The sequence below is a fragment of the Dokdonia sp. R86516 genome (assembly GCF_044596715.1).
GTDB lineage: Bacteria > Bacteroidota > Bacteroidia > Flavobacteriales > Flavobacteriaceae > Dokdonia.
In genome coordinates this window covers 2,720,662-2,736,982 of record NZ_CP138998.1, presented here as the reverse complement: position 1 = coordinate 2,736,982, position 16,321 = coordinate 2,720,662, and the positions used below count along the sequence as shown (strand labels likewise).

At 37.6% G+C, this 16,321-nt stretch carries 9 protein-coding genes; 7 read left to right on the top strand and 2 right to left on the bottom strand.

What is annotated here, in order from left to right; all coding sequences use genetic code 11:
- The first annotated feature begins 1 nt into the window (after nt 1).
- Entirely contained in the window at nt 2–469 is a 468-nt protein-coding gene (locus tag SJY23_RS12210; protein WP_396596557.1) for a hypothetical protein, read from the top strand.
- A 10-nt stretch (nt 470–479) separates the two neighbouring features.
- Here SJY23_RS12210 and SJY23_RS12205 read toward each other — a convergent pair whose 3' ends face one another.
- A complete protein-coding gene (locus SJY23_RS12205) occupies nt 480–1,592 on the bottom strand; it encodes a WD40/YVTN/BNR-like repeat-containing protein (RefSeq protein WP_396596556.1) in 1,113 nt (370 codons plus the stop codon).
- Nucleotides 1,593–1,661: 69 nt separating this feature from the next.
- Here SJY23_RS12205 and SJY23_RS12200 point away from each other — a divergent pair, with 69 nt between their 5' ends.
- Nucleotides 1,662–2,873 carry an RsmB/NOP family class I SAM-dependent RNA methyltransferase gene (locus SJY23_RS12200; RefSeq protein WP_396596555.1) on the top strand — a complete coding sequence of 404 codons (1,212 nt, stop codon included), beginning with the start codon at nt 1,662–1,664 and terminating at the stop codon, nt 2,871–2,873.
- 127 nt (nt 2,874–3,000) lie between these two features.
- Here the strand turns inward: SJY23_RS12200 and SJY23_RS12195 are convergent, their stop codons facing one another.
- Nucleotides 3,001–5,997: a GEVED domain-containing protein gene (locus tag SJY23_RS12195; protein WP_396596554.1), complete on the bottom strand. Its 2,997-nt coding sequence runs from the start codon at nt 5,995–5,997 to the stop codon at nt 3,001–3,003.
- A gap of 174 nt (nt 5,998–6,171) precedes the next feature.
- Between SJY23_RS12195 and purL the strand changes: the two genes are divergently transcribed.
- The 5 genes from purL (at nt 6,172) to SJY23_RS12170 (ending at nt 16,295) form a co-directional block, all read left to right on the top strand.
- Nucleotides 6,172–9,909, top strand: a complete 3,738-nt coding sequence (gene purL / locus SJY23_RS12190) for a phosphoribosylformylglycinamidine synthase (protein WP_396596553.1) — start codon at nt 6,172–6,174, stop codon at nt 9,907–9,909.
- A gap of 380 nt (nt 9,910–10,289) precedes the next feature.
- Nucleotides 10,290–12,059 (top strand): AMP-dependent synthetase/ligase, encoded by a 1,770-nt coding sequence (locus SJY23_RS12185; protein WP_396596552.1) that lies wholly within the window; start codon nt 10,290–10,292, stop codon nt 12,057–12,059.
- A gap of 282 nt (nt 12,060–12,341) precedes the next feature.
- Complete coding sequence (locus SJY23_RS12180; RefSeq protein WP_396598124.1) at nt 12,342–12,566, top strand: methyltransferase family protein; 225 nt, start codon at nt 12,342–12,344, stop codon at nt 12,564–12,566.
- A gap of 160 nt (nt 12,567–12,726) precedes the next feature.
- Nucleotides 12,727–15,558 carry an excinuclease ABC subunit UvrA gene (gene uvrA, locus SJY23_RS12175; RefSeq protein WP_396596551.1) on the top strand — a complete coding sequence of 944 codons (2,832 nt, stop codon included), beginning with the start codon at nt 12,727–12,729 and terminating at the stop codon, nt 15,556–15,558.
- A gap of 47 nt (nt 15,559–15,605) precedes the next feature.
- Nucleotides 15,606–16,295, top strand: a complete 690-nt coding sequence (locus tag SJY23_RS12170) for a TIGR00730 family Rossman fold protein (RefSeq protein WP_035337030.1) — start codon at nt 15,606–15,608, stop codon at nt 16,293–16,295.
- Nucleotides 16,296–16,321: the final 26 nt, after the last annotated feature.

Sequence of the window (16,321 nt, the reverse complement as noted above, 5' to 3'; positions counted from 1 at the left end):
TATGAGACTACTTATAACATTTATAATTACGATAATGATCACTGCGACTGCAGTAGGTCAAAAAGAAGATCGAAATGCAAAAAAAGAGAGAATACAAGCGCTTAAGGTTGCATATATAACCGAAAAACTAGCATTAACTCCAGATCAAGCACAGGTGTTTTGGCCTATTTATAATACTTACGGAGAACGTATGTCTGAGATTTATAATAGAGAACGAAAAGTTCTTAAAGAAACCAGAGATCTGTTTGAAACAATGGACGAGAATACTGCAAAAAATACACTTGATAACATTCAGTCTTTTGAGCAGCAAAAACTTGACGCTAGGAAAGCACTGTTTTTGAATTTGCAAAACAAGCTTTCTTATAAAAAGACACTCATCCTTCTTAAAGCCGAAGGAGATTTTAGACGAGATTTATTGCATAAACTTCGTGGTGACAAAAATGGAAAGCGCGATCACAGAGAGCCGTAACAAAAGCTTATTATCTTTTAAAATTAAGCCTGGCTAACGCATTTTTTCCTCCAGCATAAGCTGTAGAATCATTTGCAAATCTTACCGTTAAAAATGGCGCATCAGATAGTTGCTTCCAAGAAGCACCTGAGTCGCTTGAGTAAGAAATACCTGTAAATCCGGCTGCAATAATTTCTTTCCCATTTGAATTTGGAACATACTGCACGCAACTTTTATAACCGTTATTTTCACCAGATGCTGTTATCATCCAGGTTTTACCACCGTCGCTAGTAGTTGCAATATTATCTACGTTGTCCTCAGGTGTAGTATAATCACCTCCATATATAATACCTGTTTTATTGTCATAAAAATCCATGGTATAAGCACCTTGAGTATCTTTTCCTTGCGCTACTGGAAGGTTATATATGCTCCATGAAAATCCTTTGTTTGCAGAGTAATACATTCTAGAAGTACCACCACCTGTAATTATCCACGTTTCATCTCCTATCGTTTTAATATTAGTATTACTTGCGGCAAAAGCTCCTTCTTTTTCTAATTGATTAGGCAGTGACCCACAATCCAGTTTACCCCAGCTAGTACCACCATCTCTAGTAATAATAACGGATAAACAACCGTTTACAGAATCTCCTATTGCGATTCCTTCCTCCTCATTCCAGAAGGTCATAGCATCATAAAAAACTCCCTCTTCTTGCTCTGTATAAACAAGAGATACTTGGTTAGTAGTTCTATCATAGCGGTATAAAAGTGCTGGATTTTCTATAGATAATATAAAAAATGCTTTGCTCGTACTAGCAATACTCCTAAAAGCAGGGTTTTTACCTAAGAAATCTATTCTCCCTTTATTTGTAACTTTAAATTGAGAGGCCATCGCAGCATCGGTAGATTTGGTTTGATCCAGATTCATCTCATAAATACCGTAGTGACCATTACTACCCGCATACATGACGGCATCATTAGCAACTTCTATTGCTCGTATGCTTGTACTATCCTGATGTAAAAATTCGATATCCACTTTCGTAAAAACGTTAGCATCCTCAATTACAGCAGTTTGATTATTATTATTTACATCCTTACAAGATGTTACAACTAGAAATAAAAGAAAAAAAGTATATAAAATTCGCATTGTCAAAATTTTAGTAAAAATAGCACTATTCCCTAAAGAACCAATACCTTTACACCCTCAAAATATAGTATGAAATTACACAGAAATTTAGTCTTTGCAGCTGTTGATGCATTAGGAATGATATTTAATGATGGAGAACAAGCTGATAAGGTATTAAGAAAAGTTCTTAAGTTTGATAAAAGATGGGGTTCTCGTGACCGAGGTTTTATTGCGGAGACTGTTTACGACATTGTGCGCTGGCAACGCTTATACTCAGAGATTGCAGAAGTAAAAGCACCGTACAGCAGACCTAATTTATTTAGATTATTTGCAGTTTGGGCTACATTAAGAGGTATTGAAGTTCCAGACTGGAAACAAATGGAACCTATACCTACTCGTAGAATTAAAGGACGTTTTGACGAACTTTCAAAAATTAGAAAATTCAAGGAATCTATTCCAGATTGGATGGATGAGATGGGTGAGAAAGCTCTTGGTAAAAAGTGGGCTGCAGAGCTTGCTGCTTTAAATACACAGGCCCAAGTAGTATTACGAGCAAATACCTTAAAAACCACTCCAAAAGACTTAAGAAACACCCTTGCAGATCAAGATATTGACACTCGATTATTAGATGGATATCCTGATGCTGTGGAGCTTGTAGAACGTAAAAATGTATTTACTACAGAAGCTTTTAAAAGTGGTTTCTTTGAAGTGCAAGATGCTTCATCTCAAAAAGTAGCACGCATGCTTGATGTAAAACCAGGAATGCGCGTTGTAGATACCTGTGCAGGTGCTGGAGGAAAAACATTACATCTTGCAGCCCTAATGGAAAATAAAGGGCAAATTATCGCCATGGATATCTACGAAGGTAAACTTAAGGAACTTAAAAGAAGATCTAAGCGAGCTGGAGCTCACAACATAGAGACAAGAGAAATTACATCAACTAAGGTGTTTAAAAAACTTTATAACACTGCTGATCGCGTATTAATTGATGCTCCATGTACTGGGCTAGGAACTATTAAGCGTAATCCAGATTTGAAATGGAAATTACAGCCAGAATTTATAGATAAGGTGGTGCAAAGGCAAGCAGAATTGCTAGATAGCTATAGTAAAATTGTTAAAGACGGCGGTAAAATGCTATATGCTACTTGTTCTATTTTGCCTAGAGAAAACCAAGAACAAGTACAAGCATTTCTAGCTACAGAACAAGGCCAGAAGTTTCAACTAGATAAGGAAGAAACTGTAAGCCCGGCAAAAACTGGTTACGACGGATTTTATATGGCTTTGCTTTCGCGAAAGCAATAAAACCACCTGATCACTTCTCATTAAACATATAAAATGTTTTGAGATTATACTTAAAGAAAGAGCCTTGTTATCGTGTGATAACAAGGCTCTTTCTTTATGAGTAGGTTCGAGCTGTACAATTTTAAATCTACTGTACTATAATCTTCTTAGTTTTAGTAAAGCGGCCTGTTTGATCATTTACTGTGACTATATAAACTCCTGCCGAAAGGTTAGCTAAGTTCAATAATACTCTAAAACCATCATTACCTCTAGCTATTGCTTTATACGTTAATTGCTGCCCCAACAGATTAGAAACACCCACATACACATTACCATCGTAATCTGTTGGCAATTGCACGTCAAATTGATTGTCTTCTAAGGATGTGATGACCAAGTCTGTAGTTCCTTGTAAAAAATCATCGATGCTTAATGTATCATCTATAATAACTGTATAATCCTGCACTTCACCAAAACGGAAATCAGAACATGGATTATTAATATCACCTGGCTCTGCTCCATCAATAGCTTTGGCACGTAAAATATGGCTGCCTATAGGTGCATCTAATGGAATTACCAGATCAAAACTATCCAAAGTATTTGCTCCTGGAAAAGGAACTCCTTGAATTAATTGCTCAGACTCTTCAAAGATGAAATTATCATTAAAATCAATCCATACCGAGAGTACTTCGATACCTGCTCCTGCATCATAGTTATGGCGAGCTTGAAGCACATATTCATTTTGACCAGCTACATTACTTAAAGTTGTTTCTAAGTCAGTACGATCTGCATAACCTTGAGGACCGTTTGAAGGTTCTGTATTACATCCATCACCGCCATCATCTACATTAATGGTGTTTAATATAAATTGCTTAATCCCGTCTGCTTGACAACCAGCACCATTAGGTTCGGTGGCACGAGGCATACAAGAGTTAGTTACTTCTGTTGTTGCTACGTCATTTGCTGGGTCCTGATCTCCCACGCTATTTGTTCTTGCTTCTAACTGATAGGTGGTAAATACTGTAATATCTGCTTGAACTGCAAATGAGAATTCTTCTATTGCTCCAGGAGCAATAGTACCCGTAAATGTTTCTACTATAGGAGTTCCTCCGTCTACAGTATATTGTACTTCAAATCCTGACTGCTCGTTTGCTCCAAAGTTTTTAATACGAATAACTACTGTTTCTTCAGACAGCCCTCCAGCTGACTCTGGAGCTGTAATACTTAATACTCCTAGGTCATTTTCAAATAAATGAGCTACTGTTTTCATAGCGTCATTATTTACAGGCGCTTGATCAGTTGCTAGACTTGTTTCTGCAACAATATTGTATGATTCTCCTTGAGTAGATAAATCTACGGTTGCTGTAAACTCGTATTCCATATTAGAATTGGCAGCTATTGGCCCAGCGATAACCTCATTTGCTACCACTACCCCATCTATTGATAATGAGATAGGGATATCTACTTGGGCATCTGTCCCAAAGTTTCTAACTGTTACTTGAACAGTTTCCGTAGTTGTGAAAATACCATCTACCGGAGAGTCAATAGCAATTACTCCTACATCATTAGTAAATCCATCTGATAATCTAAAGGAAGCTATCTGCGTATCCCAGAAATTAGTTGCAGAGAAATATTCGGCAGTATGCCAGAAGGAAAAATCATTGGGATCCATTGTTAAATGTGAGTAATCACCAAAGCGATTAGAAAAAGTCTGTATACCAGAACCCTGGACAATAACTTCTTCTCCTAGTGTCATCTCTCCAGCGGCATCACCATCAAAACGCCCTGTATAATTTATACCGATAAAATCATTAATGCTTCCTATATTAAATGCAAGTCCTATATTTCCTTGAGCATCCATTGCACCACTTCCCATAAAACGACTTTGACCATCATCTGGGGCATAAGTACCTTGCTGGAAGACACTCCAAGGCTCAGTATCGCTGTTACGTAATTCTGTCCAGCGTATTCCTGATCTATCATTTCCATCTACATCAACATTAAAGGTGATAAGCCACGAGTTATGATCTTCAAAACTCCTATAGTTTGCGGCATATGAAATAACACCTCCTATCATATCTATTTTTCTAGAAGTTCCTGGCTGCGCAAGATCGCCCTCTCCAAATTCTCCAAACACAGAATCAAAAGGAGCAACTGGTATTTCTAATGGCATTGATACGGTTGATTTTCCAGGCTCATCAAAATCCACATCTAACTCCCATACCTTCAAGTGATCTTCTGTAATAGCACCGCCCCAGCCATCGTCTTGTAAATACACAATATAACCTGGTGTATCTTCTGGAAATGAAAACCCAGTTAGGTTTGCTGGTTCTGGACTAAAAACAGTATTAGGGTTACGCACTATACCTGGAAGATTAAAACCTACTAGAGTAACATTTTCCTCTCCAGCGAGCATCGCTGCTCTATCTAATGCGTAGGTCGTGTTTCCTTGGTTTTTGTTTGCAGTTAAATAGTACGCATCTGGCCAGACCGCATAATGTGGATAATCTGGAAAAGCATCTAATTGAAATTGATATAAGAAATAAGCTCCTGTAGGATCTGGAGTCTCAGATACTCCTATTACTAGAATATTATTTAAACTAGCAATGTTAGATGTTTGAAACTGACTTACAAAAAAACGATCTGCTAGTTGATCATACATAACGATGGGATCACCTTCATTTTGTCCATTACCTAGAAAATCACCTAATGATACTGGGCCTAAGAGCTGAGTTCCTTGCTTATCAAAAATATTTATAACGCTATTTATACCTTGTACATAGTGATCAGGCCCTACTGCTCCAGAAGGATCTGGCGGAGTAAAATTAGATTGACTCGAATTTCCACCTCCAAAATTTGCTTCTGTTTCGAGCATTCTAAACTGTCCAGAGGTAAATTGTGCAATTGGATCGGCACCTAATGGTAGTGCCTGGTCATTTACTTTTCGATTTCCTCGTAAGTTATTAGGAACTATTGTAATCTCTGAGACTCCCTTAGATCTATTTGCAATAATTACAGGCTGATCTCTAAGCGGAGCAGTTTTACCTACAAATTTTCCCTTAGTAATCTCTGAAGGAGGTAATAGCTCCTGTGCAGTGAGATATATTGAAAAAGTGAACAGTAACAGGAAAAGTAGTTTTCTCTTCATAATTTGGGGATTTTATGTTCTTTTTACTAAAGATAGCATATTTTGAGACCTTTATCTTTATAAATGGTTAACAACTCGTTAAAAGAACAGGTTAAAGAGATATTATCCTACCTATAATATAAATAAATATTGTAGTAAATTTACGTCCTTAAACAACGCAACAAAACCAATCGGATGATCCACTTCTTTGGAAACCCTCAAGGCACTGTTTACGCAGTACAAAGTACACAAGCATTTACACAGGACGATACCGCTAAGCTCGTATGGCTTTTTGGCAACTCTCAAAAAATTGAAGCGTCTCATATTGACGCTTTTTTTATTGGCCCTAGAGCAGCCATGATTACCCCATGGAGTACAAATGCTGTAGAGATTACCCAAAACATGGGAATCTCAAATATTATAAGAATAGAAGAGTTTCACGCTTTCGCGAAAGCGGACTCCTCAACACAGCAAGTCCAAACTAACCCTTTCCCATCTATAGAAGATGCTACAGGCGTAATTACAGAAAGCACTCCTGATTATGATCCTATGATCTCTCAAGAGTACGCTGCATTAAATCAAGATATTTTTACGGTTAACGTTACTCCAGAACCTATTTTATCAATAGAGGATATTGCTGCATATAATGAGCAAGAAGGTTTATCGTTAAGCGATGAAGAGGTTGCTTACCTAAATGATGTAGCTACCAAAATAGGAAGACCACTTACAGATTCTGAAGTATTTGGTTTTAGCCAAGTAAACTCGGAGCACTGCCGTCACAAAATTTTTAATGGAACCTTTGTGATTGATGGAGAAGAGATGCCTTCTTCATTATTCAAATTGATTAAAGAAACATCAAAAGCACATCCTAATACGATTGTATCTGCATATAAAGATAATGTTGCCTTTATAGAAGGACCACGTGTAACTCAATTTGCACCTAATACAGCAGATAAACCTGATTTCTATTCCGAAAAAGACTTTGACTCTGTTATTTCAATAAAAGCAGAAACTCACAACTTCCCAACTACCGTAGAGCCTTTTAACGGAGCTGCTACAGGTTCTGGTGGAGAAATACGCGATAGACTTGCTGGTGGTAAAGGATCACTTCCACTTGCTGGAACAGCAGTTTATATGACTCCTTATTCTAGACTTGAAAAAGAACGTCCTTGGGAACATGGAATGGACGCACGTAAATGGCTTTATCAAAACCCGATAGACCTACTTATTAAAGCTTCAAATGGAGCTTCAGACTTTGGAAACAAGTTTGGACAACCTTTAATTGTTGGGTCTGTACTTACTTTTGAACATCAAGAAGACGGTCAGCGTCTAGGGTATGACAAAGTAATTATGCAAGCTGGTGGTATTGGTTACGGTAAACGTGAGCAAGCAATTAAAGACACTCCACAAGATGGTGACAAAATTGTAATCTTAGGTGGTGAGAATTATAGAATAGGTATGGGTGGCGCTGCCGTTTCAAGTGCAGATACCGGAGCTTTTGACTCTGGAATCGAGCTTAACGCAGTACAACGTTCTAATCCAGAAATGCAAAAACGTGCGGCAAATGCAGTACGTGGTATGGTTGAGAGTGATGTAAACCCAATCGTATCTATACACGACCACGGTGCTGGAGGACATCTTAACTGTCTTTCTGAACTTGTAGAAGATACTGGTGGTCTTATCGATCTTGACAAATTACCCGTAGGAGACCCTACCCTATCTGCAAAGGAAATTATAGGAAACGAGTCGCAAGAACGTATGGGACTTGTTATAGGAGAGAAAGACATCGATATGCTACAACGCATTGCAGATCGTGAGCGCTCACCTATGTATGAAGTAGGCGACGTTACAAATGATCATCGTTTTACATTTAAAAGTAAAACAACAGGCTTAAGCCCTATGGACTTGCACCTAGATGATATGTTTGGGAGCTCTCCAAAAACAATAATGACTGACAAGACGGTCGCTCGTGATTATAAAAACCCAGATTATCAACTTGAGCATTTCCACGATTATCTAGAGCAGGTATTGCAACTAGAAGCTGTGGCTTGTAAAGACTGGCTTACTAACAAAGTAGATCGCTGTGTAGGTGGTCGCGTTGCAAAACAACAATGTGTCGGCCCATTACAAATACCACTTAACAATGTGGGTGTGATGGCACTTGATTTTAAAAGCACAGAAGGTATTGCTACTTCTATAGGACACTCACCAGTTTCTGGTCTTATTAATCCCGTAGCAGGAAGTAAAAACAGCATTGCAGAGGCACTTACAAATATCGTGTGGGCTCCTCTTAAAGATGGTTTACAGTCTGTAAGCCTTTCGGCAAACTGGATGTGGCCTTGTAAAAATGAAGGAGAAGATGCTCGTTTGTATAAGGCTGTAGAAGCAATATCTGCAATGGCAATCAACCTTGGGATAAATGTTCCGACAGGTAAGGATAGTCTCTCAATGAAACAAAAATATCCAGATGGTGATGTAATTGCCCCTGGAACTGTGGTTATTTCGGCAGCTGGAAATTGTAATGACATTAATAAGGTAGTAGAACCTGTACTTAAAAAAGATGGAGGTGCTATTTATTATATTAACATGTCTGGAGATACACATAAACTAGGAGGATCTAGTTTTGCACAAGTATGTCATGCTATTGGTAATGAAGCGCCAAGTGTTGTGAGTGATACCGCTTTCGCGAAAGCGTTTAACACCATACAACAACTTATTAAAGATGATAAAATTCAAGCTGGTCATGATATCGCTAGTGGCGGACTTATCACTACCCTACTTGAACTTTGTTTTGCAGATGTAAACTTAGGTGCAAGCCTAGACCTGACTGCACTTGGAGAACAAGATCTTATCAAATTACTTTTTTCTGAAAATGCAGGATTAGTTTTCCAAGCAGACCCATCTGTTGAAAATGTACTTGCTGATAACGGTGTTCCTTTCTTTAAAATAGGAACGGTAACAAGCACTGCAGAGCTTACAATCAAAAATAGTGGTGTAGAATTGGGACTTAACATTGCATCGCTACGTGACACTTGGTTTAAGACTTCTTATTTGCTAGATAATAAGCAAACAGCAAATGGTCTTGCTAAAGACCGTTTTGACAATTATAAAGTACAACCATTACAATATACATTCCCTGCACACTTTACAGGAAAGAAACCAACATTAGAGAGTAGTAAAGCTAGACCTAAAGCAGCAATCTTACGTGAAAAAGGAAGTAACTCTGAGCGCGAGATGGCAAATGCGATGTACCTCGCAGGTTTTGATGTAAAAGATGTGCACATGACAGATTTAATATCTGGACGTGAAACACTAGAAGATATTCAGTTTCTTGGAGCTGTAGGAGGATTTTCTAACAGCGATGTATTAGGTTCTGCCAAAGGATGGGCTGGTGCCATAAAGTATAATGAGAAAGCAAATAAGGCGATTAAAAACTTTTTTGCACGTGAAGACACACTCTCTGTGGGGATCTGTAATGGTGCCCAATTATTCTTAGAACTTGATCTTATAAATCCAGATCACGAGAAGTTAGCTAAACTTAAACATAACAACAGCCGCAAGCACGAGAGTAATTTTACTTCTGTAAAGATAGAAGAAAACAACAGTGTGATGCTTTCTACGCTCGCTGGAACTACACTAGGCGTATGGATATCGCATGGTGAAGGTAGATTTGATTTACCTATGGGAGCAAGTGCTTATGATATCGTAGCGACTTATGGCTATGAAGGATATCCAGGAAACCCTAACGGATCTGACTTTAATACAGCGATGATTTGTGATACTACAGGTCGTCACCTTGCAACGATGCCGCATATTGAGCGTTCTACATTCCCATGGAACTGGGCGCACTACCCTGCTGGAAGCAATGACGAAGTGAGTCCATGGGTTGAAGCTTTTGTTAACGCAAGAATTTGGGTTGAGAAAAACTCATAATACCATATACTTTTGATTACAGAATGCCTCACTTTTCACTAAGTGAGGCATTTTTTTTTTGCGTTCATGATTGAAATAGCTAGAGTCTAATCTCCCTTTGCAGAAATGATTTTTTAAAGAAATTCATGATTTTTTAGAATCATGTTTGACAAAATTTAAAAATTAAAGCTTATCTTTTTTACTTTGATACGCGTCATTTTGACCTAAATAAAGCCAAAAACCATATTTTTTAAAAAATTGTTAAAAACTTACTTTAATCGCATCTTAAAGAAAATCAAAGGGATATATTACTTTTGTTAAATATCCTATCTCATTTTATGAATTTCTCAATAAAAACCGTGCAATTTTTCCTATTTTGTAACACTATTTAAAAGCTATCTATGGAAATTACCAGACTTTTTGATTTTCCTTATTATCAACTGGAAAAATTTAATCTCTCAGACGCACTCAACACTAAAAAGAATGGTGTTTGGGTTGCTACATCTACTCAAGAATATATCGATCAAGCAAATGCAATAAGTCGCGGACTATTACGACTAGGTGTGAAGTCTAATGATAAAATTGCTGTCATTTCTATGACAAATCGTACAGAGTGGAATATTTGTGATATCGGAATTTTACAACTAGGAGCTCAAAACGTACCAATTTATCCTACCATTTCAGAAGAGGATTATGCTTATGTACTCAATCACTCCGAGTCTAAGTATGTATTTGTATCGTGTAATGAGGTGCGTGATAAAGTAATGGCAATTAAAGACAAAGTACCTTCTCTTATTGAGGTATACTCTTTTGACGAAATTAATGACTGTAAAAATTGGTCTGAAGTTTTAGAATTAGGAAAAGACACTTCTAATCAGTCTGAGGTAGATGCGCTTAAAGCTGCCGTAACAACTAAGGATCTCGCAACACTTATATATACTTCAGGTACAACTGGACGTCCTAAGGGAGTAATGCTTTCTCACGAAAACATCGTGAGTAATGCACTTGCCAGTGCATATCGCCTGCCCCTTGCCGAGACTGGCACTAGGGCCTTAAGTTTTTTACCTGTTTGTCATATCTATGAACGTATGTTGATGTATTTATATCAATATAAAGGTGTATCCATTTTCTTTGCAGAATCTTTGGAGACTATTAGTGATAACTTAAAAGAGGTAAAACCTCAAGTTATGACAGCAGTACCTAGACTACTTGAAAAGGTTTATGATAAGATTATTGCAAAGGGTGCAGCTCTTTCAGGGATTAAGAAGAAGTTATTTTTCTGGGCTGTAGAGGTTGGACTTAAATATGAACCATATGGTCAGAATGGCTGGTGGTATGAAAAACAACTTGCCCTTGCTCGTAAACTTATATTTTCAAAGTGGAAAGAAGGTTTAGGTGGAAACCTTGACCTTATTGCTTCTGGAAGTGCTGCATTACAGCCAAGACTAGCGAGAATTTTTAATGCTGCCGAAATGGGAATCATGGAAGGTTATGGACTTACGGAGACCTCTCCTGTATGTTCTGTAAACGATATGCGTGATGGTGGTTTTAGAATAGGAACTGTAGGTAAATTACTACCAGGCGTTGAAGTTAAAATCGCAGAGGATGGTGAAGTTCTTGTAAAAGGGCCTAACGTTATGATAGGTTACTATAAAGATGAAGCAAAAACTGCCGAAGTATTAAATAACGGCTATTTCCATACTGGTGATATAGGACACATTGATGAGGATGGATTCTTAAAAATCACAGATCGTAAAAAAGAGATGTTTAAAACCTCTGGAGGTAAATACGTCGCTCCTCAACTTCTAGAAAATAGATTTAAACAATCACGATTTATAGAGCAAATCATGGTGATAGGAGAAGGCCAAAAAATGCCAGCTGCTTTAATCCAGCCTAACTTTGAATTTTTAGAAGAATGGGCAAAGATGAAAAACATAAGCTATTCTAACTTAGATGAGCTTCTTGCATCAGAGCGTGTTCAAGATCGCTACCAGCAGGAAGTAAACGAGGCAAATGAGACATTTGCTAAGTGGGAAAAAATTAAAGCCTTCCGTCTTACACATGATGCTTGGACAGTAGAAGGTGGTCACCTCACTCCTACCATGAAGCTTAAACGTAAAATCATTAGAGAGAATTACATTCACCTCTATAATGACATTTACGACTTATAATATTTAAAAAGGTTGCGCATTGCGCAACCTTTTTTGATTGGAGTAGTATCTCGTTCAAAAAATCTATCCGTTTATGCCTTTATATTCGATAGCACTAGTTATATCACAGTTGAGCTTAATTATCCTCATCATGTGGAATGGCAAACTTGTACATTGGGATATACCCTCTTTAAGTATTCAATTTTTAGGCATATTTGTCGCATTATGGGGTGTTTTTAGTATAAGGATTGGAAATTTCAATATTCAACCAGAGGTTAAAGCAGAGACTCTTTTACCAAAGGGATTTTCAGCGTTTTGAGAAATCCTATGTACACAGGAATCATCTTACTATTTTTACCTACGATACTTAAAGCACATAGTGCACTTATGTGGATTTACTATGTATTATTAGTAACCGTGCTCATCCTCAAAATATATAGGGAAGAAATCTTCTTACAAGAAAAATTTGGTGAGGTGTATTCATTATACAAGGCTCGCACGTGGAGAATACTGCCATACATATTTTAATATACAGTGTAGTTTAAAATAGATTTTGTGGGCTATTTACGCTTTCGCGAAAGCGTAACAACAACAACTATCAATATCGTTAATATTAACAATCTCTTATAGTGCTACTCGCTTTCTATTTAAGGCGCAAAGCGGTAAATTTGTTGCTTTGTAAAAATGTATGATAGATCACGAAGAACGTATTGAAGTTTACGGTGCTCGCGCCCACAATCTGAAGAATATAGATGTGATGATACCGAGAGAAAAACTCGTGGTTATTACAGGATTATCTGGAAGTGGAAAGAGTTCCCTAGCATTTGACACCATCTATGCAGAGGGACAACGTCGTTACATAGAAACGTTTTCTGCATATGCTAGACAATTTCTAGGTGGATTAGAACGTCCAGATGTTGATCAAATATTAGGACTTTCTCCAGTTATTGCTATCGAACAAAAAACCACTAGTAAAAGTCCGCGATCTACCGTGGGAACCATCACAGAAATTTACGATTTCTTACGTCTCCTTTATGCAAGAGCGGCAGATGCTTACTCTTACAATACTGGAGAAAAGATGGTGAGTTATAACGATGAGCAAATCCAACAGCTCATTACTGAAAGCTTTGAAGGAAAAAGGATTAATATCCTCGCTCCTACCATACGCTCACGTAAAGGGCATTATAGAGAATTATTTGAGCAAATTGCAAAACAAGGTTTTTTAAAAGTACGTGTAGATGGTGAAGTAAAGGATATCGTAAAAGGACTTAAAGTAGATCGTTACAAAGTGCACGATATTGAGATAGTTGTAGATCGCTTAGTTGTTAAAAAAAGTGATGAAGATGATAAACGCTTGCGCGAAAGCATAAATACCGCAATGTATCACGGTGATGATGTTTTAATGGTGCTTGACCAAGATACTCAGGAGGTACGATATTTTAGCCGAAACTTGATGTGTCCTTCTACGGGTATATCATACCCTAATCCAGAGCCTAACAACTTTTCATTTAACTCACCTAAGGGCGCTTGTCCTAACTGTAATGGTATAGGTGAATTATATAAAGTTAATCCTAAAAAGATTGTTCCGGACCCAACCCTATCTATTAATGCTGGTGGTCTAGATCCACATGGACCTAAAAAGAACAACTGGATATTTAAACAACTACAACTCATTGCAGAGAGGTTTAACTTTAAACTCACAGACCCAATTGAGAAAATCTCTAAAGAAGCCATGGAATTTATATTCTATGGAGGAAACGAGAAATTCTCTGTTTCTTCAAAGCAATTAGGGGTTACTAGAGATTATAAAATAGACTTTGAAGGTGTAGCAAATTTTATAGAAAACACCTATAAGGATAGTGAGTCTACATCTCTCGTAAGATGGGCAAAGGGCTACATGGATAAAGTAGCTTGTCCTGTTTGTGAAGGTTCAAGACTACGTAAAGAATCGCTCTACTTTAAGGTTGATAATCGTAGTATTGCAGATCTTGCTTCTATGGATATACTGGAGCTACAAGAGTGGTTTAAAACAGTAGAAAAACGACTATCTAGTAAACAACTACAGATTGCATCTGAGATAATTAAAGAAATTAATTCAAGGATTCAATTCCTTGTAGATGTAGGGCTTACCTATCTTAACTTAAATAGAAGCTCTAAGTCTTTATCTGGTGGAGAAGCACAACGTATCAGACTTGCTACACAGATAGGATCGCAACTTGTAGGTGTTTTATATATATTAGATGAGCCTAGCATTGGGTTACATCAACGTGATAATGAAAAACTTATTAATTCGCTTATTTCTCTACGTGATATAGGGAATTCTGTCATCGTTGTAGAGCATGATAAAGATATGATTGAGCGTGCAGATCATGTGATTGATATAGGACCAAGAGCGGGACGTTTTGGAGGAGAAATTATAAGTGAAGGAACTCCAGATGATTTACTTAATCACCATACACTCACTGCACAATATTTAAATGGAGAGAGAGAAATTACCATACCCAAAAAACGACGTAAAGGAAATGGTAAGTTTATCGAGCTTAAAGGAGCTACAGGAAACAATCTTAAAAATGTATCCATTAAAATTCCTTTAGGTAAAATGATTGCCGTTACGGGAGTTTCTGGAAGTGGTAAGTCTACATTGATTAATGAGACACTCTACCCTATCATGAATGCTCATTATTTTAATGGTGTAAAGATACCTATGCCCTATAAGAGCATTAAGGGACTAGACGAATGCGATAAAGTCATTGATATTAATCAAACACCCATAGGCCGTACACCAAGGTCTAACCCTGCAACATATACCAAGGCCTTTGACGAGATCAGAAGTCTTTTTGCTAAAACTCCTGAAGCCCTTATACGAGGTTATAAACCTGGACGTTTTAGCTTCAACGTTACTGGTGGTCGCTGCGAGACTTGTAAAGGTGGTGGTTTGAGAGTGATTGAGATGAATTTCTTACCAGACGTTTATGTAGAATGTGAGACCTGTCAAGGAAAACGCTTTAATAGAGAAACTTTAGAAATTCGCTATAAAGGAAAGTCAATTGCAGACGTACTTGAGATGACGATGACCGAGGCGACAGAATTTTTTGAACCTATTCCTAAAATATATCGCAAGCTCAAAACAATAAAAGACGTAGGATTAGGGTATATTACACTAGGACAACAGAGCACTACCCTCTCTGGAGGTGAAGCGCAGCGTATCAAACTAGCGTCTGAGCTGAGCAAGAGAGATACTGGAAATACCTTTTATATACTTGATGAACCTACCACAGGGCTTCATTTTGAAGATATTAAGGTATTAATGGACGTTCTTAATCGACTTGTAGACAAAGGGAATACTATTCTCATTATTGAGCATAATCTTGACGTGGTTAAAATGGCAGATCACATTATAGATATAGGATACGAAGGAGGAAAAGGCGGTGGCGAGGTAGTTGCCATAGGCACCCCAGAACAAATAATTAAAAAAAACAAAGGATATACAGCACAGTTCCTAAAGAAGGAAATGGCATAAAACCATATGTACAATATGGTTTTAAATTAACAACACTAAACATAATTATGAGCAACGAAAATAGACCTAAAGGCTGGAACGAGAAAAAAACAAATGATTCTTGGGCAATCTTTAAGATAATGGGAGAATTTGTAAATGGATTTGAAAAAATGAGCCGCATAGGCCCATGTGTATCCATTTTTGGTAGTGCGAGAACAAAACCAGACAATAAGTATTATAAACTAGCTACCGAAGTTGCCGAAAAAATTGCAGATAACGGTTATGGCGTTATTACTGGTGGTGGTCCAGGTATCATGGAAGCGGGTAACCGCGGAGCACACCTTGCTGGAGGGACATCTGTAGGACTTAACATTGAACTTCCTTTTGAGCAACACGACAATCCGTATATTGATAGTGATAAGAGCTTAGACTTTGATTACTTCTTCGTACGTAAAGTAATGTTTGTAAAGTACTCACAGGGATTTGTAGTAATGCCGGGAGGTTTTGGTACGCTTGATGAACTTTTTGAGGCAATCACACTTATTCAAACGCACAAAATTCAGAAGTTTCCTATTATTCTAGTAGGTACAGAATTTTGGGGAGGACTTATGGATTGGGTAAAGACAACATTGCTTGACAGTTTCCAGAACATAAGCGCTGGAGATATGGATCTTATACACCTTGTAGATACTTCAGATGAGGTAATTGAGGTGCTTAATAATTTCTATGATGAATACCAATTGAGTCCTAATTTCTAAAGGTGTTACGCTTTCGCGAAAGCGTG

What these genes read in the sequence shown, in the direction of transcription:
- uvrA (WP_396596551.1), top strand. Translation starts at nt 12,727, where the DNA reads ATGATAGATCACGAAGAACGTATTGAAGTTTACGGTGCTCGCGCCCAC.
- SJY23_RS12205 (WP_396596556.1), bottom strand. Translation starts at nt 1,592, where the DNA reads ATGCGAATTTTATATACTTTTTTTCTTTTATTTCTAGTTGTAACATCT.
- SJY23_RS12195 (WP_396596554.1), bottom strand. Translation starts at nt 5,997, where the DNA reads ATGAAGAGAAAACTACTTTTCCTGTTACTGTTCACTTTTTCAATATAT.
- SJY23_RS12185 (WP_396596552.1), top strand. Translation starts at nt 10,290, where the DNA reads ATGGAAATTACCAGACTTTTTGATTTTCCTTATTATCAACTGGAAAAA.
- purL (WP_396596553.1), top strand. Translation starts at nt 6,172, where the DNA reads ATGATCCACTTCTTTGGAAACCCTCAAGGCACTGTTTACGCAGTACAA.
- SJY23_RS12170 (WP_035337030.1), top strand. Translation starts at nt 15,606, where the DNA reads ATGAGCAACGAAAATAGACCTAAAGGCTGGAACGAGAAAAAAACAAAT.
- SJY23_RS12210 (WP_396596557.1), top strand. Translation starts at nt 2, where the DNA reads ATGAGACTACTTATAACATTTATAATTACGATAATGATCACTGCGACT.
- SJY23_RS12200 (WP_396596555.1), top strand. Translation starts at nt 1,662, where the DNA reads ATGAAATTACACAGAAATTTAGTCTTTGCAGCTGTTGATGCATTAGGA.